18 protein-coding genes are annotated in these 22,283 nt (G+C 69.1%); 8 read left to right on the top strand and 10 right to left on the bottom strand.

What is annotated here, in order from left to right:
• Positions 1-118: 118 nt before the first annotated feature.
• The 4 genes from DN412_RS30325 to hemL form a co-directional block, all read right to left on the bottom strand.
• Positions 119-622, bottom strand: coding sequence for a TPM domain-containing protein (locus tag DN412_RS30325; RefSeq protein WP_115214949.1), 504 nt, complete (start codon positions 620-622; stop codon positions 119-121).
• A gap of 20 nt (positions 623-642) precedes the next feature.
• Positions 643-1,533 carry a TPM domain-containing protein gene (locus DN412_RS30330; RefSeq protein WP_115214950.1) on the bottom strand — a complete coding sequence of 297 codons (891 nt, stop codon included), beginning with the start codon at positions 1,531-1,533 and terminating at the stop codon, positions 643-645.
• 13 nt (positions 1,534-1,546) lie between these two features.
• Entirely contained in the window at positions 1,547-2,173 is a 627-nt protein-coding gene (locus DN412_RS30335) for a LemA family protein (RefSeq protein ID WP_078195494.1), read from the bottom strand.
• A 98-nt stretch (positions 2,174-2,271) separates the two neighbouring features.
• Positions 2,272-3,564, bottom strand: coding sequence for a glutamate-1-semialdehyde 2,1-aminomutase (gene hemL / locus DN412_RS30340; protein WP_115214951.1), 1,293 nt, complete (start codon positions 3,562-3,564; stop codon positions 2,272-2,274).
• Between the two features lie 401 nt (positions 3,565-3,965).
• Here hemL and DN412_RS30345 point away from each other — a divergent pair, with 401 nt between their 5' ends.
• The 6 genes from DN412_RS30345 to DN412_RS30370 all read left to right on the top strand — a co-directional run bounded on the left by DN412_RS30345 (position 3,966) and on the right by DN412_RS30370 (position 14,364).
• Complete coding sequence (locus DN412_RS30345) at positions 3,966-4,136, top strand: rubredoxin (protein WP_010813017.1); 171 nt, start codon at positions 3,966-3,968, stop codon at positions 4,134-4,136.
• Positions 4,137-4,473: 337 nt separating this feature from the next.
• Complete coding sequence (locus DN412_RS30350) at positions 4,474-4,989, top strand: response regulator (RefSeq protein WP_115214952.1); 516 nt, start codon at positions 4,474-4,476, stop codon at positions 4,987-4,989.
• A 34-nt stretch (positions 4,990-5,023) separates the two neighbouring features.
• Positions 5,024-5,395, top strand: coding sequence for a response regulator (locus tag DN412_RS30355; RefSeq protein ID WP_115214953.1), 372 nt, complete (start codon positions 5,024-5,026; stop codon positions 5,393-5,395).
• 55 nt (positions 5,396-5,450) lie between these two features.
• Complete coding sequence (locus DN412_RS30360; protein WP_115214954.1) at positions 5,451-6,029, top strand: chemotaxis protein CheW; 579 nt, start codon at positions 5,451-5,453, stop codon at positions 6,027-6,029.
• A gap of 111 nt (positions 6,030-6,140) precedes the next feature.
• On the top strand, positions 6,141-8,348 hold the full coding sequence (locus DN412_RS30365) for a methyl-accepting chemotaxis protein (protein ID WP_115214955.1): 2,208 nt from the start codon (positions 6,141-6,143) through the stop codon (positions 8,346-8,348).
• A 127-nt stretch (positions 8,349-8,475) separates the two neighbouring features.
• Positions 8,476-14,364, top strand: a complete 5,889-nt coding sequence (locus tag DN412_RS30370; RefSeq protein ID WP_115214956.1) for a hybrid sensor histidine kinase/response regulator — start codon at positions 8,476-8,478, stop codon at positions 14,362-14,364.
• A 213-nt stretch (positions 14,365-14,577) separates the two neighbouring features.
• On the opposite strand, the gene DN412_RS30375 is transcribed toward DN412_RS30370, so the two are convergent.
• The 5 genes from DN412_RS30375 to DN412_RS30395 form a co-directional block, all read right to left on the bottom strand.
• Positions 14,578-15,360, bottom strand: coding sequence for a hypothetical protein (locus tag DN412_RS30375; RefSeq protein ID WP_115214957.1), 783 nt, complete (start codon positions 15,358-15,360; stop codon positions 14,578-14,580).
• Between the two features lie 173 nt (positions 15,361-15,533).
• Complete coding sequence (locus DN412_RS30380) at positions 15,534-16,841, bottom strand: MFS transporter (RefSeq protein WP_115214958.1); 1,308 nt, start codon at positions 16,839-16,841, stop codon at positions 15,534-15,536.
• 88 nt (positions 16,842-16,929) lie between these two features.
• Complete coding sequence (locus DN412_RS30385) at positions 16,930-17,688, bottom strand: SDR family oxidoreductase (protein WP_078195503.1); 759 nt, start codon at positions 17,686-17,688, stop codon at positions 16,930-16,932.
• A 54-nt stretch (positions 17,689-17,742) separates the two neighbouring features.
• The gene (locus DN412_RS30390; protein ID WP_115214959.1) at positions 17,743-17,985 is read right to left on the bottom strand and encodes a hypothetical protein; all 243 of its coding nucleotides are present in this window, start codon (positions 17,983-17,985) and stop codon (positions 17,743-17,745) included.
• A complete protein-coding gene (locus DN412_RS30395) occupies positions 17,978-19,414 on the bottom strand; it encodes an aldehyde dehydrogenase family protein (protein ID WP_115214960.1) in 1,437 nt (478 codons plus the stop codon). Before DN412_RS30395 ends, DN412_RS30390 begins: the two co-directional genes overlap by 8 nt.
• A 203-nt stretch (positions 19,415-19,617) precedes the next feature.
• On the opposite strand from DN412_RS30395, the gene ppa reads away from it, so the two are divergent.
• Both ppa and DN412_RS30405 read left to right on the top strand, forming a co-directional pair.
• Positions 19,618-20,145: an inorganic diphosphatase gene (ppa, locus tag DN412_RS30400; RefSeq protein WP_115214961.1), complete on the top strand. Its 528-nt coding sequence runs from the start codon at positions 19,618-19,620 to the stop codon at positions 20,143-20,145.
• Positions 20,146-20,269: 124 nt separating this feature from the next.
• Positions 20,270-20,842, top strand: a complete 573-nt coding sequence (locus DN412_RS30405; RefSeq protein WP_115214962.1) for a cytochrome b — start codon at positions 20,270-20,272, stop codon at positions 20,840-20,842.
• 16 nt (positions 20,843-20,858) lie between these two features.
• Here DN412_RS30405 and DN412_RS30410 read toward each other — a convergent pair whose 3' ends face one another.
• On the bottom strand, positions 20,859-22,112 hold the full coding sequence (locus DN412_RS30410; protein WP_115214963.1) for a GNAT family N-acetyltransferase: 1,254 nt from the start codon (positions 22,110-22,112) through the stop codon (positions 20,859-20,861).
• Positions 22,113-22,283: the final 171 nt, after the last annotated feature.

The following is a 22,283-nucleotide window of genomic DNA, read 5'->3' on the forward strand; positions in this document are numbered from 1 at the left end:
ACGTACTTGCTAAACTTGTTCATGACCTGCCCCCTCAATTGTGGCTCTGGGCCGCTGGTTCAACACACCTCAAGCCTAATCCACGTCGCTTGAGGTGCGGCAGGTCAATACATTTTGTCTAGAGAAAGACCGGCCGATCGTCCAGCTCGTTCGGGTTAGGCCTGCCGTCCGACGGGAAATGCGTGGTCAGCAGCGCGTTGATGCGCGCCACCGTCGCCAGCACCGGCCGTACCGACAGATCCTGCTTCAGCCCCTGCGCCAGTTCGTCGCACAGCTCGCGCCAGATCGCGGGCCCAACGCTGGCGTTGATGCCGCGGTCGGCCAGCAGTTCGACGGCATGGTCGGCCAGGTTGATATAGAGCAGCACGCCGGTATGGTCCATGGTGTTCCAGACCTCGAGCGCGCCGAACAGGAAGCGGGCGCGCTCGCGTGGCGTCACCCCGGCCCAGGCGTGGCCGACCGGCAGGCTGGCCTCGATCACCACGCGGATCTCGCCGCGGTGGTGGGCCTCGCCGGCATGCACGGCCTCGTGCAGTTGCTGCTGCGCTTCGGCCGGAAAGCGCTTGCGGGCCGCGCCGGCGGTGGTGGCGATATGTTGCAGGGCGCGTCGGAGATTTGGCATCGTCGTCGTTCCTTGTGCTGTCACCAGTTGCCCGAGGCGCCGCCGCCGTCGAAGCCGCCTCCGCCTCCGCCACCGAAGCCGCCGCCGCTGTCACCGCCGCCTCCGCCCCCGCCAAATCCTCCGCCGCCACCCCAGCCGCCGCTGCGGCGGCCCCAGTCCTGCCCCATGCCGTAGCCGCCCAGTCCGCCCAGCCCGCCCAGCCCGCCCAGCCCGCCGGCGATCACGTCGCGCCCGCGCGGGGTAGTGACGATCTGCGGCCCGCGCGGCCGCAGGATCGCGCCCATGAAGAAGAACAGGATGATCGCCAGCGGGAACAGCACCGGCAGCCAGTCGGCCAGCGCGGACGATTGCTGCGCCTTGCGCTGCGGTGCCGCCAGGCCTTCCTTGTCGATGGTGGCCTGGATCGCGGAGACGCCCGCGGCCAGGCCGCCGTAGAAGTCGTTCTGGCGGAAGTGGGGGGCCATCACGTCCTGCAGGATGCGCTTGGACATGGCATCGGTCAGCGACCCCTGCACGCCGCGCCCGACCTCCAGCCGCATCTTGCGCAGCCCGGGCGGGTTGTCCTTGGCGATCAGCACGATCACGCCGTCGTCGATGCCCTTGCGCCCGGCGCGCCAGGCGTCGGCCACGCGGATGCTGTAGGCATCGATCGGCTCGGGATCGGTGGTGGGCACCATCAGCACGAAGATCTGGCTGCCGCGCTGCTGCTCGTATTCCGCCAGCACGTTCTCGAGCGCGCTGCGCTGCTGCGGCGTCAGCGTGCCGGTCAGGTCGGTGACGCGCTGGGTGAGCGGCGGCACCGCGACGAAGCCGTCGGCCGCCAGCGCCGGGCCGCACAGCAGAGCCGCCAGCCATAGGATGGCGGCGGCCAGCCAGGCGTGCCGCCAGGGTGAGCGCAGGGTGTGGCCCATGGCTTGGTCCGCCTCAGAACTTGACCGCGGGCGGCGTGGAGATGGCTTTCTCGTTTTCGACCGCGAACGACGGCTTGACCGGGTACTTGAAGATCATCGCCGTCAGGTTGGTCGGGAAGCTGCGCGCCAGGATGTTGTATTGCTGCACCGCGGCGATATAGCGCTGGCGGGCCACGGTGATGCGGTTCTCGGTGCCCTCGAGCTGCGACTGCAGGTCGCGGAAGGAGGCATCGGCCTTCAGTTGCGGGTAGTTCTCGGACACGGCCAGCAGGCGCGACAGCGCGCCGGACAGCTCGCCCTGGGCTTGCTGGAAGCGCTTGAAGGCTTCCGGGTCGTTCAGGGTCTCGGGCGAGACCTGGATGCTGGTGGCGGCGGCGCGCGCCTTGGTCACGGCCTCGAGCGTCTCGCGCTCGTGCGTGGCATAGCCCTTGACCGTGTTGACCAGGTTGGGGATCAGGTCGGCGCGGCGCTGGTACTGGTTGATGACTTCGCCCCAGGCTGCCTTGACCGCCTCGTCCTTGGCCTGGAAGTCGTTGTAGCCGCAGGCGGACAGCAGGCTGGCCATGACCGCCAGCAGCAGCCAGCGCAAGACTGACATCGGCGAGCTGCCGGACAAGGAAGGGGACGAAGATGCGCGCATCGGAGACTCCGGCGGTTGGACGAATCCCAAGTGTAGCGCACCGTCCTTCCCACAATGCGTGCAGGCGGCGCGCCGGGCGCCGCCTGCCGCAAGGTGCCTCAGTTCATGGCGAATGCCTTGCGCGCGGCGTCGAGCGTGGCCGCAAGGATGGCGTCGTCGTGCTGCGCCGAGACAAAGCCGGCCTCGAAGGCCGAAGGCGCCAGGTAGACGCCGTGGTCGAGCATGGCGTGGAAGAAGCGGTTGAAGCGCGCGGTGTCGCTCGTGGTCACTTCGGCGAAGCTGCCCGGCACGCCGTCGCGGAAGTAGATGCCGAACATGCCGCCGATCGCATCCGCCGCGAACGGCACGCCGGCGGCCCTGGCGGCTTCGGCCAGGCCGTCGGCCAGCTTGCGCGTCTGCGTGGCCAGGCGGTCGTAAAAACCGGGTGCCTGGATCAGCTTGAGCGTGGTCAGGCCCGCTGCCACCGCCAGCGGGTTGCCTGACAGCGTGCCGGCCTGGTAGACGCCGCCCAGCGGCGCCAGCTTGGCCATGATGTCGCGGCGCCCGCCGAAGGCCGCCGCCGGCATGCCGCCGCCGATGACCTTGCCCAGGCAGGTCATGTCCGGTTTGATGCCGTAGTGCGCCTGGGCGCCGCCCAGTGCCACGCGGAAGCCGGTCATGACCTCGTCGAAGATCAGCACTGCGCCGTCGCGGGTGCACAGTTCGCGCATGGCCTGCAGGAAGGCGTCGCTGGCGCGCACCAGGTTCATGTTGCCGGCCACCGGCTCGACGATCACCGCGGCGATCTCGCCGGCATGCTTGGCAAAGGCCTGTTCCAGCTGCTCGACGTTGTTGTACTCCAGCACCATGGTGTGGCGCGTCACGTCGGCCGGCACGCCGGCCGAGGAGGGCGCGTTCCGGGTGGTGTCGGCAAAAGTCAGCAGGCCCGAGCCGGCCTTGACCAGCAGGCTGTCGGCGTGGCCGTGGTAGCAGCCTTCGAACTTGATGATCAGGTCGCGGCCGGTGAAGCCGCGCGCCAGGCGCAGCGCGCTCATGGTGGCTTCGGTGCCGGAAGAGACCAGGCGCACCTGTTCGATCGACGGCACCAGCTTGCAGATTTCCTCGGCCATGGTGATCTCGGCCTCGGTCGGGGCGCCGAACGAGAAGCTGTGCGCGGCGGTTTCCTGTACCGCCCGCACCACTTCCGGATGGGCGTGGCCGACGATCATCGGTCCCCACGAGCCGATGTAGTCGATATAGCGCTGGCCGTCGGCATCCCACATATAGGCGCCTTCGGCACGCGTGATGAAGCGCGGCGTGCCGCCCACCGAACGGAAGGCGCGCACGGGCGAATTGACGCCCCCGGGAATGGTCTGCTGGGCGCGGTCGAAGAGCTGCTGATTACGGGACATGGCGTTGAGGTGAGGAAGTCCACTGAATCACTGAAATTGGTCGGTGCCTGCCATGTCATGCGGGCGCATCGCGTCGTTGCAAATGCTCGCAATAGCAGTGCTATTGCTGCGCTTTGCGCCTAGCGCTGCATCCCGCATGACATGTCTTTCACCTTCCATTTCAATGATTCAGCGGACAAGGACTGCAGGGATCGTGTGCGGCGGGCCCGGGACTTATCGTTGACATGCGGCAAAAACAGCAAAAATTCGCTGCAATTGCCCGCCAATCAGGTGCTAACAGGGCGCTAACATGCGCGAACACGGCGGAACTGGCACGATTCTGGCGGTCGCTGGCTGGCGCCGGCGGCACGGTTTCGGTACCATCTGCGCTGGATTTTAATGGAGAGTGGCCAGAGCCTGTTATGGAATACAAGACTTGGATGTGCCTGATCTGCGGCTGGATCTACGACGAAGCCGCAGGCGCGCCGGAAGACGGCATCGCCCCGGGGACCCGGTGGGAGGACGTGCCCATCAACTGGACCTGCCCGGAATGCGGCGCGCGCAAGGAAGATTTTGAGATGGTCGCCATCTGAGGCGGATCTCCTGTTAGAAGAATACCGACACGGTGGGCGCGCGCGTCGCGCCAATGCGACAGAACACGGGCAGGGGTTGGCCGGACCGGATTGACGGCCCACCGGCGTCTTGTCACACTCTGTTGCAAAATGACTGGCCGTCCATCCGCCTTTGGTGGGGAGGACGGCGGGCAGATGCGGGTACCACGCATCGCCGCTGCCGGGCACAGCCCGGCCTTGGAAGGGAATAAGAATTTTTAAGGGGTCCGTCGGGGCGCGCATGGGTCGCGTTGCTTCGCACGGGTGTTCTCTGGTGCTTGCCGGCGCTGCGCAAGGGGCAGCCGGTCGCGGGAACAACATGCGGGTCGCTCAGACAGAAGAAAATCAGCGGGTCAATACCGCCGGCGTCCAGGGTATGGTGCCTGGCGTTCCTATTCCAGGCACTGCGCCAGACACCACGCCAGACACCATGGCGCAGCCGCGCCGCAAGGTGCTGGTCATCGATGATTCCAGCACCATCCGCCGCACCGCGGAGATCTTCCTGTCGCAGGCGGGATACCAGGTGATGCTGGCCGAAGACGGATTCGAGGCGCTGGCCAAGGTCGGCGAACTGCACCCGGACCTGGTCTTCTGCGACATCCTGATGCCCCGGCTGGACGGTTACCAGACCTGCTCCCTGATCAAGAAGAGCCCGCGCTTCCACGCCATCCCCGTGATCATGCTGTCCTCGCGCGACGGCGTGTTCGACCGCTCGCGCGGCCGCCTGGTCGGCGCGCACGACCATCTTGCCAAGCCTTTTACCCGCGACGCGCTGCTGCAGGCCGTGCAGGCCTGCCTGCCGTGCCAGCCCGCGGGCGATGCGCTGCCCGCCTGACGGGCACGCCCGGTACGAATCGAAGGAAAACTTCATGACCGCCATTAACAAGATCCTGATCGTCGACGACTCCCCGACCGAAGCCCTGTTCATGTCCGACCTGCTCGGCAAGCGCGGCTTCAAGGTCTCGGTTGCCAGCAACAGCGAACAGGCCTTCGCGCGCCTGCAGGTCGAGAACTTCGACCTGATCCTGATGGACGTGGTGATGCCCGGCCAGAACGGCTACCAGGCCACCCGCGCGATCAAGCGCGACGACCGCTTCAAGGACATCCCCGTGATCATGTGCACCAGCAAGGGCCTGGACACCGACCGCATCTGGGGCATGCGCCAGGGCGCGTCGGACTACATCGTCAAGCCCGTCGACGGCGAAGAGCTGCTGGGCAAGATCGCCGCGCTGACGCACTGAGCCGCCAGCGCAGGCCGTACGGGAAGCCACCGCCACCTGTTCCGGGGACCGCCAGATGAATGCGCCACGCCAAGACCTCCGCGCCCGCCAGACCCGCCTGCAGGACTACCAGGCCATGCTGGCCCGGCGCCTGCGCGAGGCGCGCAGCCTGCCCGCGGCCGACAGCTACCTGGCGCTGCAGGTCGGCGCGCGCAACTGGCTACTGCCGCTGGCCGATACCGGCGAGGTGCTCGACATGCGCCAGCCCAGCCCGGTGCCGCTGACGCAGCCGTGGTACAGCGGGCTGGTCAATGCGCGCGGCAGCCTGCTGGGCGTGATCGATTTCAGCCTGTTCTGCGGCGGCGCGCCAACGCCGCTGCAGCCCGGCAGCAAGATCGTGGTGCTGTCGCGCGAAGTGGAGCGCGCCTGCGCGATCCTGGCCACGCGCGTAGCCGGCTTGCGCCATGCGGCTGACCTGGGCCTGCCGCACGGCGATGCCGCGGCACCGTCGGCTGATGCGGCCGATACAGCCGATACCCCGGCATGGGAAGGGCAGCGCTTTGCCGACCGCGAGGGGCGCGACTGGCAGGTGCTGGACGTGCGCGCGCTGCTGGACGCACCGGCCTTCCTGCAGGTGGGACGGGCCACTGCCTGACGCGTGCCGCCGCGTTACACGAACAAGAAACAATAACGACGCGCAGGCCGCCGCCTGCCGCACCCGGCACGAGCCGCCGGGCATGACAACGAACAAACGGAAGAGGGTGCCATGGGTTTCAAGAAATTCAGCCTGGGCCGGCGCACGCCGGCAGCCGACGCCGCCACCGGCGTGGTGAGCGGGCCGGGCATGGCCTATGCCGGCAGCCCGGAACCCGCGCCCCCGTCCGCCGGAGGGCTGGGCGAGACGCCGTTGGACCATGTCACCCGCTGGCTCGGGCGCATGCCGTTCTCGTCGCAGCAGCGGGTGCTGACGGTGGGCGTGGTGGTGTCGCTGGTGGCGCTGCTCGGCTCGGTGTACCTGGATAACCGCATCGCCAACAACGCCGCCGCGCAGATCGAGATCGCCGGCGACATGCTGATGCACTCGCAGCGCCTGGGCAAGGCGGTGCCGGTGGCACTGCTGGGCAATGCGCAGGCCTTTACGCAGTTGCGCCAGTCCAAGGACGCGCTGGCGAGTGACCTGAAGGCGCTGCAGGAAGGCAGCGACGACAAGCGCGTGCGCGCCACCACCGGCGCGGCCGGGCCCTTGCTCGAGACCGCGATGCAGTCGTGGAAGCGCTCCGAGAAAAGCGCCGCCGACGTGCTGGTGCAGCAGCCGGTGCTGACCACCATCGGCCAGACGCTGCAGATTTTCAACGCCTCCAACCCCGAGCTGCTGGAGTCCGCCGAACAGGTGGCCGCAATCAAGCTGCAGTCCGGCGCCAATGCGCGCGAGGTGGCGGCATCCGCGCAGCTGGTGATGCTGACGCAGCGCCTGGGCAAGAACCTGAACGAGTTCCTGGCCGGCGAAGGCGTCAACCCCGAGACCGCGTTCCTGCTGGGCAAGGACACCAACACCTTCCGCGAAACGCTGGACGGCCTGCTCAACGGCAGCGAGGCGCTGCGCCTGTCGGCGGCCACCGACGAAGAGACGCGCGGCTACCTGCAGCAGCTGTCGCAGCGCTTCGAGGCCGTGCAGAAGACCACGCAGACCATCCTGCAGAACCTGCCCGGCCTGATCGCCACCAAGCGCGCGCAGCAGCAGATCTTCAACGACAACGAGGCGCTGCGTGGTGAACTGTCCACGCTGCAGCGCGCCTATGCGCAGTCGGCGCGCGTGCGCCCCGTGACGCTGGGCGCGACCGTGGTGTCGGCGGCCATGACGCTGCTGTGCCTGGTGGGGCTGGCGGCGCTGTACCTGCGCGATTCACGCATGCGCGCGCTGGAAGCCGAGGCGCGCGAGCGCGAGGCCGAGTCCCGCCGCCTGGATGAAAAGCGCAACAACGACAATACCCAGAAGGCCATTCTGCAGCTGATGAACGAACTGCAGGACATCGCCGACGGCGACCTGACGCGCCAGGCCACGGTGACCGAGGACATCACCGGCGCCATTGCCGACTCGGTCAACTACACCGTGGAAGAACTGCGCGAGCTGGTCGGCCGGGTGCAGCAGACCGCCGGCGAGGTGACGCAGGCGTCGGGGCAGGTGCAGTCCACCTCGACCCAGCTGGTGTCGACCACCGAGGAGCAGTCGCGCCAGATCCGCCAGACCGGCGAATCGGTGGTGGAGATGGCCGACCGCATCACGCAGGTGTCGCGCGGCGCGGCCGAGTCCGCCAACGTGGCGCGCGCCTCGCTGGCTGCGGCCGAGCAGGGCCAGAACGCGGTGCAGAACGCCATCACCGGCATGAACGACATCCGCGAGCAGATCCAGGAAACCTCCAAGCGCATCAAGCGCCTGGGCGAGTCGTCGCAGGAGGTCGGTGAAATCGTCGAGCTGATCTCGGACATTACCGAGCAGACCAACGTGCTGGCACTGAACGCCGCCATCCAGGCCGCATCGGCCGGCGAGGCCGGGCGCGGCTTCTCGGTGGTGGCGGAAGAAGTGCAGCGGCTGGCTGAACGCTCCGGCGAGGCCACCAAGCAGATCGGCGCGCTGATCCGCACCATCCAGACCGATACCCAGGACGCCGTGCACGCCATGGAGCGCAGCACGCAGGGCGTGGTGGAGGGTGCGCGGCTGTCGGACAATGCCGGTGCCGCACTGGTCGAGATCGGGCGCGTGTCGCGCCAGTTGGCCGAGCTGATCGAGCAGATCTCGAAATCCACCTCGCACGAAGCCGACCTGGCCACCACCGTGGCCCGCCATATCGAACGCATCCTGCAGGTCACCGAGCAGACCACCAGCGGCACGCGCCAGACCGCGCAGTCGGTGCGCCAGCTGACGCTGCTGACGGAAGAGCTGCGTAACTCCGTGTCGCGATTCAAGATCGCCTGAGTGGCCGGATGACGCCTGCGACCGCTTCCGCGCACCGCGGCCCCGCGTTTTATGCCAACTCCGCGCCCGCCGCCCGCTGCGGCGGGCTGCTTGCGGGCGCCTTTGCGGCGCCGCACTGGAAGCCGTCATGTCCCTGAATTTCCCTGTCCCGCGCGATGCCGCCGGAGCCGGTGCTCCGGCTGAGCCTTTCGCCATGTCCGATCCAGAGCCGGCGCCACTGCCGGCCAGCGCAGACCTTCTGCCCGACACAGGCGGCGCCGCGCGCGACCTGTCCGGCCTGGCGTGGCTCGCGCCCAGCCTGCGCAGCGCGCTGGAAGATGCCGCCGCCGAGCTTGGCCACTATGTCGATGAAGTGCGCCAGGCGCCCGAGGCGCTGGGCGCGCGCGATACCACCTCGCTGCGACTGGCCGGCCAGCACCTGCACCAGGCCGCTGGCGCGGTGCATATCGTCGGCCTGCGCGGGACCGATCCGTATTGCCAGGCGCTGCGCCGCCTGCTCGACGCCATCGACGCCGGCACCGTTGCCGCAGGCCCCGAGGCGCTGGCGGTATTCCGCGCCGGCGTGCAGGCGCTGGCCGAATATGTCGACGACCTGATGGCCGGCGACGACGAAGCGCCGCTGCGGCTGTTCCAGCCCTATGCCGGCGTGCTCGCGAAGCTGGGCGAAGAGCGCGTGCATCCTGCCGACCTTTGGCTCGATGAACTGCAGATGCTGCCCGGCATGCTGCTGCCGGCAAGAGGCCCGGCAGCGGTCACGCGCGCGCGCCAGAAGTTTGAATCGGCCTTGCTCAAGGCCTTGCGCCTGCCTACGCCCTGCACCGACGCGGCACTGCTGCGCGAAGCCTGGCTGCCGCTGTGCGCGGCGCTGGACGACGTGCGCGCCAATGAGCACGAGCCGCGCCGCGCCGCCGATCATCCGGACCGCGACGTCTGGCATGTGCTGGGGCTGGTGTTCCGCGCGCTCGGCCTGGGCCTGCTGCCGTCCGATCTGCTGGCCAAGCGCTTCGCCGGCCGTGCCAACCTGCTGCTGCGCCAGTACCAGCAAGGGCATGTGCGCGTGCCGCAGGCGCTGCTGAACGATGCGGTGTTCCTGCTGGTCTGCACGGCGCTGGCCGACGCCGGGGCCGGCGGCGATGGTGACATGGTTGCGCTGCACGCCGATATCGCCCGCACGCTCGAGGCATTCCGCCTCGACCCCGGGCACGCGCAGGTCCATGCCGATTTCCGGCTGCGTTACTACGGCTGGCTCGACCCGATCGACACGCGTAACCTGCAGCAGGCCGCCGCAGGGCTGGAGCGCGCCGCCGCCGCCGACCAGGCCGGCTGGGAGATCGCACTGGCCGCGCTGGCCGAGGCCGCGCAGCCGCTTGCGCAGCCCCCGCTGCAGCGTTGCCTGGCGCAGGCCGCCGCGCAGGGCAGGGCATCTGATGCCGGCGATGCGCTTGGCGCCGCTGGCATCGCGCTGTTCCTGGCGCGCGCGCTGGCGCTGCCGTGGCGCGTGCACGGGCAATCCGCGCATCCGGCCGCGGCGCGCTTTGCCGCGCAGTGCGAGGCGCTCGCCGCGTGCCTGGCCGATCCCGCCGCGCCCGCGCCGGCGTGGCTCGCGCGCATGGTCGACGAGGCGCGCGCGCAGGCGCTGCGTAGCGAAGCCGTGGCGCAGCTGCGCACGCAACTGGACAGCGGCGAGTCGTGGCTGGACAGCTATGACCGCAATGCCGCGCGCGCCGATGGCGCCGGGCACCTGCGCGACGCGTGCCAGGCCTTTGCCGCGCTGGGCGATACGCTGGCGCAGCTGCAGCCGTCGGCGGCACTGCCGCCCACGCTGGCCGGCGATGCCGCGCAGGCGTGCGCCGCCGTGCAGGCCGTCAACGCGCGGCTGGCCGATCCGGGCGACCTTGCCGATGCCGGCGCGCGGGCCGAGTTGCTGGGTGCCGTGGCGGCAGAGCTTGGCGTGGTTCATGCCTTTGCCGATGCCCTAGAATTTGGCCGCGTGCGCCGCGCTGACGCGCTCGCAGGTGCCGGCGCCGCCGAGGATGCGCATGCGCCGCAGCATCCGCTGGCCGCGGCAAGCGCTGCCGCGGACGAGGCGCTGCGCGCCGGCCCCGTCTCCGATGCACCGGCCGTGCAGCGCCTGCGTGCCGCGCTGCACGCGCTGGCCGACCAGGCTGCCATCGACGACGATGCCATGCTGCGCCGCCAGGCCGCCGACGCAACCACGCAGTGCAACGCCTGGCTGGCTGGCAGCGACGACGCCGGCGCGCGCATGGTGATGGTGCTCGCCGCCGGCCTGCCCGAGCCGGCGCCCGTTCCCGCCGGCGCCACGTCCGATGCGCCGGCCATGCCCGCAGCCGGCGACCACGCAGCCGTCGATGCCGAACTGCTCGACATATTCCTGAATGAAGCCGACGAGGTGCTGGGCGGCATTGCCGGCGACCTCGGCGCGGGCGTCGAGGCGCTGCGCGATGCCGACATGCTCAGCCGCCTGCGGCGCGCCTTCCATACGCTCAAGGGCTCCAGCCGCATGGTCGGCCTGCATCGCTACGGCGAAGCGGCCTGGGCGGTGGAGCAGGTGATGAACCTGTGGATCGCCGAGGCGCGCGAACCGGTGCCGGCGCTGCTGTCGCTGCTGCGCCGCGCGCATGCCGAGCTGTCGGCATGGGTGGCGCGGCTGCACGGCGATGCGGCGGCCTGGCACGACATCGCGCCGCTGGTGGCGGCCGCCGAAGCGGTGCGCGATGCTGGCGTTACCCCGGCCGTGGACGAACTGCCGGCGTCGCCTGCAGTGGATGGCGGCAACGCACCGCAGGATCAGGCAGCGCCTGCCGGGCCGGTGGACAGCAGCACAGTCAGCAGCACGGACACCGACGTCGATGCCGACGCGGCCGACGACAACGTGATCCCCTTCCGCCTGGCCGGCGGCCTGTCGGACGAGGATGATCACTACAAGGTCATCGGGTCGGTGCGTATCGGCCTGGCGCTGTACAACGTCTACCTGCAGGAGGCCGATGGCCTGTTGCGCCAGTTCGCCACCGATATCTCCGAATGGCGGCATGAAGGCCATCCATGCCCGAGCGAGCTGGGCCTGCGTGTCGCGCACACCCTGCAGGGCAGCGCGGCCACCGTCGGGCTGGAGCCGGTGCGCGAGATCGCCGAAGCGCTGGAAGCCCTGTTGCTGCAGCTTGGTTCGCACCCGGTGGCGATGCATCCGGGCGATTTCCGTCTGCTGGAGCAGGCGGTCGAGCGCCTGCGCGGCATGCTGCACCAGTTTGCTGCCGGCATCTGGCCGCAAGCCGATGCCGGCCTGCGCCGCAGCCTGGTCGAGTTCGGCGAACGCGCGCTGTTGCGCCCGCGCGTAGCGGTGCCTGCGCCGCAGGCGCCGGCCGAGCCCGATGGTTCGGTCGCGCAGCTGTTCGGCCAGGTGCCGCCGGCCGCGGAGCAAACGCCCGCCGCGCAGCCGGCGCCCGAAGCCGCCACGCAGCCGCCAGGCACGCCACAGGATGCGGTGGTTATCGCGCTGCCGACCTCACACCGTGCATCCGCCGCGCCGTCGGCAGAAGCCGACAGCGCGCCAGACCCCGCGCTGGTCCAGATCTTCCTCGAAGAAGCGCAGGGCACGCTGCCCGAGCTGGGCAAGCTGCTGCGCGGCTGGGAAGCCGCGCCCGAGGAAGCGCGTCATGGCGGCCTGGTGCTGCGCGCGCTGCATACGCTCAAGGGCAGTGCGCGCATGGCCGGTGCGATGGCGCTGGGGCAGGCCGCGCACGAGATGGAGGCGCTGCTCGACGCCAGCCTGCGCGGGCAGGGACAGCAGGCGGTCGGGCCGAAGGTGTTCGAGCGGCTCTATGCCTGGTACGACCGCATCCTGGCGCATGCCGAGGCGCTGCAGGCCGGGCGCCTGCTGCCGGCAGACGACCCCGATGTGGTCAACAGGCATGCCGAGGCGCCGCAGGCAGCCGACGCCGCCATGCCGCAGCCGGATGCGACCGAGGCCGTCGCATCGACGCCGAACCTGCCTGCCGCGCCGGGGCCCGCCGATGTGATGGTGCCCATGCCCCCAGCTGCACCACTCGCGCCGGCCGAGCCGCAGCGCGCGCTGGTCCGCGTGCAGGCGCGCGCGCTCGACACGCTGATCAATGAAGCCGGCGAAGTCGGCGCCACGCGGGCGCGCCTGGACAGCGAGCTGGAGGCGATGCGCACCTACCTGGGCGAACTGAACGACAACGTCGCGCGCTTGCGCGGCCAGTTGCGCGAGATCGAGATCCAGGCCGAATCGCAGATGGCGTCGCGCATTGCCGACGCGCAGCACAAGCAGGAGTTCGATCCGCTCGAGTTCGACCGCTTTACGCGCTTCCAGGAACTCACGCGGATGATGGCCGAGTCGGTCAACGACGTGGCCACCGTCGAGCAGAACCTGCAGCGCGGCTTCGACCGCGCAGCCGGCGACCTGGCCGCGCAGGCGCGGCTGACGCGCGGGCTGCAGCGCGGACTGATGCAGGCGCGCATGGTGCAGTTCGACGCGCTGGCCGAGCGGCTCTATCGCGTGGCGCGCCAGGCCGCGGCCGAGACCGGCAAGGAAGTGCGGCTGCTGATCAAGGGTGGCACGGTGGAAATCGACCGCTCGGTGCTGGACCGCATGGCCGGCCCGATCGAGCACCTGATCCGCAACGCGGTCGTGCACGGCATCGAAGCCGCCGCGCAGCGCCGGGCCGCGGGCAAGGCCGCCACCGGCGCGCTGACGCTAGAGGTGCAGCAGGAAGGCAACGAGGTGGTGCTGCATTTCGTCGATGACGGTGGCGGGCTGGACCTGGCGCGCATCCACGCGCGCGCGGTCGAACGCCGCCTGCTGGCGCCGGACGACGACGCCAGCGAAGCGCGCCTGACCGAGATGATCTTCACGCCGGGCTTTTCCACGGCGGAGTCCGTGTCCGAACTGGCCGGCCGCGGCGTGGGCATGGACGTGGTGCGCGCCGAGACCGTGGCGCTGGGCGGGCGCATCACGCTGGCGTCCCGGCCGGGGCAGGGCACCACCTTTACCTTGCACCTGCCGCTGACCACGGCGATCACGCAGGTGCTGGTGATCTCGCTGGGTGCGCGCCGCTATGCCGTGCCCAGCGGCATGATCGACCAGGTCCAGCAACTGCGCGCACCGGCACTGCTGGATGCGTACAACCACGGCCGCCTCACGGTGCCCGGTGCCGAGCTGCCGTTCTTCTATTTCGGCGCGTTGCTGGAAGAGGGCAACGCGGTGACGGCGGGACGCAAGTATTCGCCCGTGGTGGTGGTGCGCAGCGGCGCCGAGCGCGTGGCGGTGCACGTGGACGACGTGGTCGGCAACCGCGAAGTGGTGGTCAAGCACATCGGGCCCCACCTGGCGCGCCTGGAAGGCATTGCCGGCGCGACCACGCTGGGCGACGGCGAGATCGTGCTGATCTACAACCCGGTGGTGCTGGCGCAGCGTTTCGTGCGCGAGCGCGGCCAGCCGGTGCCGCGGGCCCTGCCGCAGACCTCGGCGCAACCTGCCGTGCCGGCGCAAATGGGCGCGGTCGCGGAGCTGGCGAGCGACGGCACGACCGAGCCCGTGCGCGGCCTGGCCGTGCAGCCGATCGTGATGGTTGTGGACGATTCGCTGACCGTGCGCAAGGCGACCCAGCGCCTGCTGGGCCGCGCCGGCTACCAGGTGGTGCTGGCGCGCGACGGCGTGGATGCGCTCAAGCAACTGCAGGACGTGATGCCGGATGCGATGCTGGTGGATATCGAGATGCCGCACATGGACGGCTTCGATCTCACGCGCAACGTGCGCTCTGACGCGCGCACCGCGCATATGCCGCTGGTGATGATCACCTCGCGCACGGCCGACAAGCACCGCCGCTATGCCGAGGAGATTGGGGTGAACGTGTACCTGGGCAAGCCTTATAACGAGGATGAGCTGCTGGGCACGCTGCATCGGCTGCTCGGTGAGCGGGCGGCGGGGACGGCGGGGTCGGTGGCGCAGATGCTGGGGGATGGGCAGGCAAGCTGAGGGTTTGCTCCCTTCTCCCGCGGGATGGGCCCCCAGGCTGAGGGTTTGCTCCCCTCTCCCGCAAGCGGGAGAGGGGAGCACGCGGTCGGCATGCAATGCAAAGGACCGCGGCTTTCTCAAGAGTCTGCCATGCAAAAGGCTCGGCATCGCAAGATGCCGAGCCTTTTTTCCTCCTCCACAGGCGCACCGCACACGGCGCGCCGTTCCAGCCGACTACCAGCGCATCTGCGCGTTCTTGCCGCCGGTGCTGACCGTCGCGGTCTTGGTCCGACCCTGGTAGGTCGCGCGCACGTTGTACGTGCCCGACGGCGCCTTCAGCAGACAGCGCGGGCCGTCGGCGACAAAGCTGGCGATTTCCCTGCCGCCGCGCGTCAGCTTGACGTCGACATCGGACAGGTACTCGCCGCGCGCGCCCTGCGTGAACAGCAGGCTCAGGTTGTACTTGCGCGCCTGCGATTGCAGCGCGACCTGCTCATCTTCGGCAACGCCGCCGCAGATATAAGCCACCGAGCCGGCCTGCCGCTGCACCATCGCATCACGCGGCGGCGGCGGGAGCGGCACGGTCAGCGGCGGGCGCGGCTGCGCGGGCGCTGCCATTGGCGGTGGCGCCGGCATGGCGGGCGGTGTGCCGGTGGGCGCGGGTGTGGGCGATGCAGCCGGTGGCGGTGCTGCCATGGCAGGCGCGGCTATGCCGGGCGCTGGCTGGGTGGCAGGGGGCATGGTGCTGGCCGGCGGTGGTGCCGGCATGGCGGCGTCCGGCGTGGGCGCCATGGTGGCACCCGGCGTGGGCGCCATGGCGCCGCCCGGGGCGGCAGGCGCTGGATTGGCGTCAACCACCGGCGCCTGCGCATGGCTGGCAGCCGGCATGATGGCGAGCAACGCGACCGCGCCGGCGCTGAGCGCAATCACCAGGCGCTTCACGCGGGTACGGCGTGCCAGTCGCGCTTCGACAACCTCCAGCGAACGGGTAGGGGCAAACGGGAGCAGTTGCGGCATCGTGGCCTCCTTGGCAGGCTTCGGAATCAGATGCCCCGGAGGACCCCCTCGGGATCACTCCGGGTGTCTCTTTTCCATGCTAGGACCCAGGGGTGGGCGACACTGCCGGGTTTGGTCCTACATCCGCGTCAGCCGACGGCGCATTCTTGCCGCCAGGCGGCGTGCAAGTGACTTCACGTCTGGCTCACCAGCCGCTTGGGAACCGACAGCGTCAGCGCGGCGCCCACCACCAGGCACGCGGCCAGCAGGTACATGCCGGAATCGGTGCTGTGCGTGAGGTCCTTGAGCCAGCCCACTGCATACGGGCTGAGGAAGCCGGCGAGGTTGCCCAGCGAGTTGATCAGCGCAATGCCCGCGGCCGCGCCGGTGCCGGCCAGGAAGGAGGTAGGCAGGCTCCAGAACAGCGGCAGCGTGGTCAGGATGCCGATGGTCGCCAGCGTCAGCGCCACCATCGCCAGCGTGGTGTCGTTGTGCCATTGCACCGACAGCAGCAGGCCCAGCGAGCCGGCCAACGCCGGAATCGCGATATGCCAGCGGCGCTCGCCTGAGCGGTCGGCGCTGTAGGCCACCAGCACCATGCCGATCACCGCGCAGCCATAGGGGATGGCGGTCAGCAGGCCGATATCGAGCGCACCCTTGACGCCGGTCTGCTTGATGATGGTCGGCAGCCAGAAGCTGACCCCGTACAGGCCCATGACAAAGCAGAAGTAGATCGCGCTCATCAGCCACACGCGCGGGCTGGACATCACGGTGCGGATCGGCGGGTCTTCCTTGTGCGCATCCTCGCTGGCGATATTGCGCTCCAGCAGCGCCTTCTCTTCCGGCGACAGCCACTTGGCGTGGGCGATGCGGTCGTCCAGATAGGCCAGCACCCACAGCCCCACCAGGATCGACGGAATGCCCTCCAGCAGGAACATCCACTGCCAGCCGGACCAGCCGTTGTGGCCGTCGAAGCCCTGCATCACCCAGCCCGACAGCGGGCCGCCGATTACGCCCGACAGCGCGATCGCGGTCATGAAGAAGGTGGTGGTGCGCCCGCGCCGGTTGGCCGGATACCAGTAGGTCAGGTACAGGATGATGCCGGGGAAGAAGCCCGCCTCGGCGATGCCCAGCAGGAAGCGCAGCACGTAGAACATGGTGGGCGTAGTGACGAACATCATCGCCGCCGAGATCAGGCCCCAGGTGATCATGATGCGCGCGATCCAGATGCGCGCGCCCACCTTGTGCAGGATCACGTTGCTGGGCACTTCAAACAGGAAGTAGCCGATGAAGAAGATGCCCGCGCCCAGGCCGTAGATGGTTTCGCTGAACTGCAGGTCGTTGAGCATCTGCAGCTTGGCAAAGCCCACGTTGACGCGGTCCAGGTAGGCCACCACGTAGCACAGCAAGAGGAAGGGCACCAGGCGCCAGCTGACCTTGCGGTAGGTGGCGTCTTCAAAGGCGGCGCCGCTGACGCCGGGGTTCACTGCGGTCGTTGTCATGCTGTCTCCTGAGGATATGGCGTTTCTGTGTGACGCGTTCTTACAGCTACTGTACGACTAAGAGGGAAAGCAGGCGGGCGGCGGTGGCTCAGACGCAGCGGCCGCCGTCCACTTCGATACAGGTGCCGGTGATAAAGGCCGCTTCGTCCGAGGCCAGGTACAGGCAGGCGTTGGCCACGTCCTGCGGGGTCGACATGCGGCCCATCGGGATGGTGGCGAGGAACTTGGCGCGGTTCTCGGCCGTGTCGGGCATGCCCATGAACTCTTCCAGCAGGGCGGTGGCGCCGATCACCGGATTGACGCAATTGACGCGGATATTGTCCTTGCCGAGTTCCGCGGCCATGGCCTTGCTGGCGGTGATCACCGCGCCCTTGCTGCCGTTGTACCAGACCAGCCCCGGGCGCGGTCGGATGCCGGCGGTGGAGGCGATGTTGACGAACACGCCGCCGCCGCGCTGGCGGAAGTGCGGGATAAAAGCGCGCGCCGACCAGTAGATGCTCTTGACGTTGACCGCGTAGACGCGGTCGAACTCTTCCTCGGTGACTTCGAGGATGGGCTTGTTGCGATGGGTGGTGCCGGCGTTGTTGACCACGATATGCACGTCGCCGAAGGTGGCCAGCGCGGCTTCGCGCATGGCTTCGGTGTCGGCTTCGCGCGAGACGTCGGCGCGCACGGCGCGCGCGCGGCCGCCCGCGTCGCGGATCGCGGCCGCGACGCGTTCGGCGGCCTCCTCGCGCAGGTCGGCCACCACTACGTTGGCGCCTTCGCGCGCGAAGGTGTGGGCAATGCCTTCGCCGAATCCGGAACCGCCGCCGGTGACGATCGCTACTTTGTCGGCCAGTCTCATTGTCTGTCTCCTGGTGTTGTGGTTATGTTCTGGTGATCAGTGCCGCGCGTGGGCCTAGTGCGAGAACGGCCCCCGGCCGCGCAGCGCGTTGGCGACCATCATCAGCGCCAGCAGGAAGGGCAGCGCCACATACAGGCACCAGTGCACGCGGTCGCCCATGACGTCGCCCCACTTGCGCTTGAAGACCTGCAGCCGCGGCATGCCGGAGGGGTTGGTGGCGCGCTTGTTGCGGACATGCCAGGCCATCCAGAAAAAGAAGATGGCAAAGGCGACTGACAGAAAATTGATATTACCCATGTCGAATGGCGATAGTTTTCAGTGTGGTGAATCCGTACAGGGCTTCGAAGCCCTTCTCGCGGCCGTAGCCGGACTGGCCGGTGCCGCCGAAAGGCAGCTCGACGCCGCCGCCGGCACCGTAGTTGTTGATAAAGACCTGGCCCGCGCGCAGCTTGTGCGCCAGGCGCAGCTGGCGCCCGCCGTCGCGGGTCCAGACTCCGGCGACCAGCCCGTAGGGCGTGCCGTTGGCCAGCGCGATGGCCTCGGCCTCGGTGTCGAAGGGCATGGCCGCCAGCAGCGGGCCGAACACTTCTTCCTGGGCCAGCCGGTGCGCCGGCGGCACGTCGCGGAACAGCATCGGCACCTGATAGTAGCCGGCCTCCGGCGCCTCGGCCACGATCTGGCCCTGCGCCATCACGGCCACGCCGGCATGCTGCGCATCCGAAACGAAGTCCCACACGCGCTGCTGCTGCTTGCGGCTGATCAGCGGGCCGCATTCCAGGTCCAGCTCGGACGGGCCCACGCGCAGCGACTCGAACACCGACGCCAGCCGGTCCAGCAGCGCGTCATAGACCGGCCGTTCCACCAGCAGGCGGCTGCCGGCCGAGCAGGTCTGGCCGGCATTCTGCACGATGCCGTTGACCACCACCGGCACCAGCGCATCCAGGTCGGCATCGGCAAAGACGATCTGCGGCGACTTGCCGCCCAGCTCCAGCGTGACCGGCACGTGGTTCTCGGCGGCCAGCTGGGCCACCAGCTTGCCGGTCTGGGGCGAGCCGGTGAACGAGATATGGTTGATGCCCGGGTGGCGCGCCAGCGCGGCGCCGGCTTCATGGCCGTAACCGGTGATGATGTTGAGCGCGCCTTCGGGCAGGCCGGCCTCGGCGGCGATCTCGGCCACGCGCAGCAGCGACAGGCAGGCATCCTCGGCCGGCTTGACCACGCAGGCGTTGCCTGCGGCCAGCGCCGCGCTCACGCTGCGCCCGAAGATCTGCAGCGGGTAGTTCCACGGGATGATGTGGCCGGTCACGCCGTGCGGCTCGCGCACCGTCAGCACGGTGTAGGCGGGGTTGTAGGGAATGGTCTGGCCGTGCAGCTTGTCGGCCGCGCCGGCGTAGAACTCGAAGTAGCGCGCCACCGCGCAGGCATCGGCGCGCGCCTGGCGCAGCGGCTTGCCGGTGTCGCGGGCCTCGAGCGCGGCCAGCTCGTCCTCGTGGTCGATCAGCGCCACGGCGACGCGGTTGAGCAGGCGCACCCGCTCGGCCGGGGCCATCTGGCCCCAGGCGCCTTCGGCGGCCTGGCGTGCCGCATGGACGGCGACGTTGATATCGGTGGCGTTGCCGCGCGCAATGTCGGCGAACGGCTCGCCGTTGGACGGATCGAACACCTTGATGCGCAGGCCGTTGTCGGGCGCAATCAGGCGGTTGGCGACGAAGTGCTGGGCGTGCATGGGTGACTCCGGGGCAGCAGGGTGCAACAGCCGGGCAGCACGGCGGCTGCGCTATTCAGTGAGGGCTGAAGAATGCGCCATTATCGCCGACGCCGGCCGGCGTGCAATGCGCCGTGCCTGGCCCGCCTGTCAGCGTGCGGTCAGGCATGAGCCGCTATAATGCCCGCCATCCAACAACACACCGCAGGCATCTGGAGAACCGCATGAGCTTCAATCTCGTGTCCCCGGGCAAGGACATCCCCAACGATTTCAACGTCATCATCGAGATCTCGGCCCAGAGCGATCCGGTGAAATACGAGGCAGACAAGGAAACCGGCCTGCTGTTCGTCGACCGCTTTATCGGCACCGGCATGCGCTATCCGGCCAACTACGGCTATATCCCGCAGACGCTGTCGGGCGACGGCGACCCGGTGGACGTGCTGGTGCTGTCGCCGTTCCCGATCCTGGCCGGCGCCGTGGTGCGCTGCCGTGCACTCGGCATGCTGAAGATGACCGACGAGTCGGGCGTGGACGCCAAGCTGGTGGCCGTGCCGCTGGACAAGCTGTCGCCGGCCACCGCCTACATGAAGGGCCTGTCGGACGTGCCGCAGAACATGCTGGACCAGATCAAGCACTTCTTTGAGCACTACAAGGCACTGGAAGCCGGCAAGTGGGTCAAGGTCGAAGGCTGGGCCGGCATCGAGGAAGCCCACAAGGAAATCACCGACGGCGTGGCCAACTACAAGAAGTAAGCTGAACCGCCGCTGAAAAGGCCCCGCCCCGGCGGGGTTTTTTGTTGGTGCGCGCTTGATGTACGCCAGCACCTGGGCAAGTGCCTTGCGCTACGCTATGCGGGTGCTGACAAGAGGAGTCCCCATGAACCCCATCACCGAGATCCGGGCATTGCCGCAGGTCCTGTCGCCGTCGCGCCGCTATGACCGGCTGGCGGTGTGCTTCCACTGGGCGGTGTTCCTGCTGGTGGCGCTGGCCTATGCCGCCATCGAGCTGAAGGGCAGCTTCGCCAAAGGCACGCCGCCGCGCGCGCTGGCGATGACGGTGCATGAATGGGCGGGCGCGCTGGTGCTGGTGCTGGCGGTGCCGCGCCTGCTGTGGCGCCTGGTGCGCGGGGCACCGGCGCCGGAGCCGGGCCCGCGCTGGATGCAGCGGGCCGGCGAGGCCATGCACTGGGTGCTGTACCTGTTCATCCTGGCCCAGCCGCTGCTGGGGCTGCTGGCGCTGAATGCCGGCGGCCACCTGCTGGCGCTGCCGTCGCTGGGGATAGAAGTGCCCGCGCTGGTCGCGGCCGACCCGGCGCTGAAGGACACCGTCAAGGAAATCCACGAAACCCTGGGCACCGCCTTCTACCTGGTGATCGGGCTGCACGCCATGGCCGCACTGTTCCACCACTACATGCTGGGCGACAACTCGCTGCGGCGGATGTGGCGCTGAGCGCCGCGCCGCGCCCTCAGGCGCGGGCGAACGGGTTGCGTTCGCCCAGCTCATCCAGGTAGGCGTCGATGCCCTCGCGCTCGCGCTCCAGGAAGCGCTCCACGGCATCGGCAAAGGCGGGATGCGCCAGCCAGTGGGCCGAGCGCGTGGCCACCGGCAGGAAGCCGCGGGCCATCTTGTGCTCGCCCTGGGCGCCGCCTTCGAAGGTGCGGATGCCTTGCTCGACGCAGAATTCCAGCGGCTGATAGTACGCGGTCTCGAAGTGCAGGCAGGCGTGGTACTCCAGCGCGCCCCAGTAGCGTCCGTAGAGCGTGCTGACTTCGGGCGCGTCGTCATAGACCAGCAGCGAACTGGCGATGGGCTGGCCGGCGCGCTCGGCGATCACCAGCAGCAGGTGCTGGGGCATGGCGGCGCCGATGCGCCGGAAGAAATCCAGGTTCAGGTAGGGCGTGGAATGGTGCTCGCGGTAGGTCTGGCGATAGCACCGGTTGAAGAACTTCCAGGCAGCGTCGTCGATCTGCGTGCCGCGCAGGCGGCGGAAGGTGATGCCGGCCTGCGCGACCTGGCGGCGCTCGGCGCGGATATTCTTGCGCTTTTTCTGCGACAGCGTGGCGAGGAAGTCGTCGAAGCTGCCGTAGCCGTCGTTGGTCCAGTGGAACTGCACGCCGTGCCGCATCAGCATGCCGGCCTGCTGCATCAGGGCGGCTTCGGCCTCGTCAGGGAACAGGATGTGCAGCGACGACATCTGGCTTTCGGCCGCCAGCGCCAGCGCCATCTGCAGCAGCAGGCGGCGCGCATGGGCGTCTTCGGCCAGCAGCCGCGCGCCGCGCACCGGCGTGAACGGAATCGCCGCCAGCCATTTGGGGTAGTACTCGAGCCCGTTGCGGGCGTAGGCATCGGCCCAGGCCCAGTCGAAGACGTACTCGCCATAGGAATGCGCCTTGGCGTAGAGCGGCATGGCCGCGGCCAGCCGTTCCGGGTGGCCGTCCGTGGCCGGCGCCCACAACGTCAGGTAGCGCGGATTCCACCCGGTCTCGGCGCAGGCGCTGCCGCTGGTGTGCAGGGCGTGCAGGAAGGCATGCTTGAGGAACGGGGTGGCGTCGGCGTGGCGCGCCACCAGCGCGTCCCAGGCGGCGGCATCGATCTCGCCCAGGTCGGAGACGATCTCGGTACGGTATTCCTGCGCAGGATTGCCCGCCGCCTTGCGCTTGTGCGGTGCCGGCTGGCGCTGGTCCTTGCCCTCGCCGGGCACGCATGATTCAGACTGCATTGCACCAGTTCCGTCTAGTTCGCGTCGGTGGATCGACCGAGTCTACCGGAAACGCTGCGCCATTGCTGCGCTGCGCGGCAGGCGCGGGGCGGGCGTCGTAAAATGGAGCATCCTCGTCAATAGTGCTGTTCCGGCCATCCACGGATGCCCGGGCGACCTGCTGCTTGCGGC

Source organism: Cupriavidus lacunae, assembly GCF_003353055.1.
Taxonomy (GTDB): Bacteria; Pseudomonadota; Gammaproteobacteria; order Burkholderiales; family Burkholderiaceae; genus Cupriavidus; species Cupriavidus lacunae.

What these genes read in the sequence shown, in the direction of transcription:
- DN412_RS30390 (WP_115214959.1), bottom strand. Translation starts at nt 17,985, where the DNA reads ATGGGTAATATCAATTTTCTGTCAGTCGCCTTTGCCATCTTCTTTTTC.
- DN412_RS30380 (WP_115214958.1), bottom strand. Translation starts at nt 16,841, where the DNA reads ATGACAACGACCGCAGTGAACCCCGGCGTCAGCGGCGCCGCCTTTGAA.
- DN412_RS30355 (WP_115214953.1), top strand. Translation starts at nt 5,024, where the DNA reads ATGACCGCCATTAACAAGATCCTGATCGTCGACGACTCCCCGACCGAA.
- DN412_RS30370 (WP_115214956.1), top strand. Translation starts at nt 8,476, where the DNA reads ATGTCCCTGAATTTCCCTGTCCCGCGCGATGCCGCCGGAGCCGGTGCT.
- DN412_RS30345 (WP_010813017.1), top strand. Translation starts at nt 3,966, where the DNA reads ATGGAATACAAGACTTGGATGTGCCTGATCTGCGGCTGGATCTACGAC.
- DN412_RS30330 (WP_115214950.1), bottom strand. Translation starts at nt 1,533, where the DNA reads ATGGGCCACACCCTGCGCTCACCCTGGCGGCACGCCTGGCTGGCCGCC.
- DN412_RS30335 (WP_078195494.1), bottom strand. Translation starts at nt 2,173, where the DNA reads ATGCGCGCATCTTCGTCCCCTTCCTTGTCCGGCAGCTCGCCGATGTCA.
- DN412_RS30360 (WP_115214954.1), top strand. Translation starts at nt 5,451, where the DNA reads ATGAATGCGCCACGCCAAGACCTCCGCGCCCGCCAGACCCGCCTGCAG.
- ppa (WP_115214961.1), top strand. Translation starts at nt 19,618, where the DNA reads ATGAGCTTCAATCTCGTGTCCCCGGGCAAGGACATCCCCAACGATTTC.
- DN412_RS30385 (WP_078195503.1), bottom strand. Translation starts at nt 17,688, where the DNA reads ATGAGACTGGCCGACAAAGTAGCGATCGTCACCGGCGGCGGTTCCGGA.
- DN412_RS30410 (WP_115214963.1), bottom strand. Translation starts at nt 22,112, where the DNA reads ATGCAGTCTGAATCATGCGTGCCCGGCGAGGGCAAGGACCAGCGCCAG.
- DN412_RS30365 (WP_115214955.1), top strand. Translation starts at nt 6,141, where the DNA reads ATGGGTTTCAAGAAATTCAGCCTGGGCCGGCGCACGCCGGCAGCCGAC.
- DN412_RS30405 (WP_115214962.1), top strand. Translation starts at nt 20,270, where the DNA reads ATGAACCCCATCACCGAGATCCGGGCATTGCCGCAGGTCCTGTCGCCG.
- DN412_RS30325 (WP_115214949.1), bottom strand. Translation starts at nt 622, where the DNA reads ATGCCAAATCTCCGACGCGCCCTGCAACATATCGCCACCACCGCCGGC.
- DN412_RS30375 (WP_115214957.1), bottom strand. Translation starts at nt 15,360, where the DNA reads ATGCCGCAACTGCTCCCGTTTGCCCCTACCCGTTCGCTGGAGGTTGTC.
- hemL (WP_115214951.1), bottom strand. Translation starts at nt 3,564, where the DNA reads ATGTCCCGTAATCAGCAGCTCTTCGACCGCGCCCAGCAGACCATTCCC.
- DN412_RS30395 (WP_115214960.1), bottom strand. Translation starts at nt 19,414, where the DNA reads ATGCACGCCCAGCACTTCGTCGCCAACCGCCTGATTGCGCCCGACAAC.
- DN412_RS30350 (WP_115214952.1), top strand. Translation starts at nt 4,474, where the DNA reads ATGCGGGTCGCTCAGACAGAAGAAAATCAGCGGGTCAATACCGCCGGC.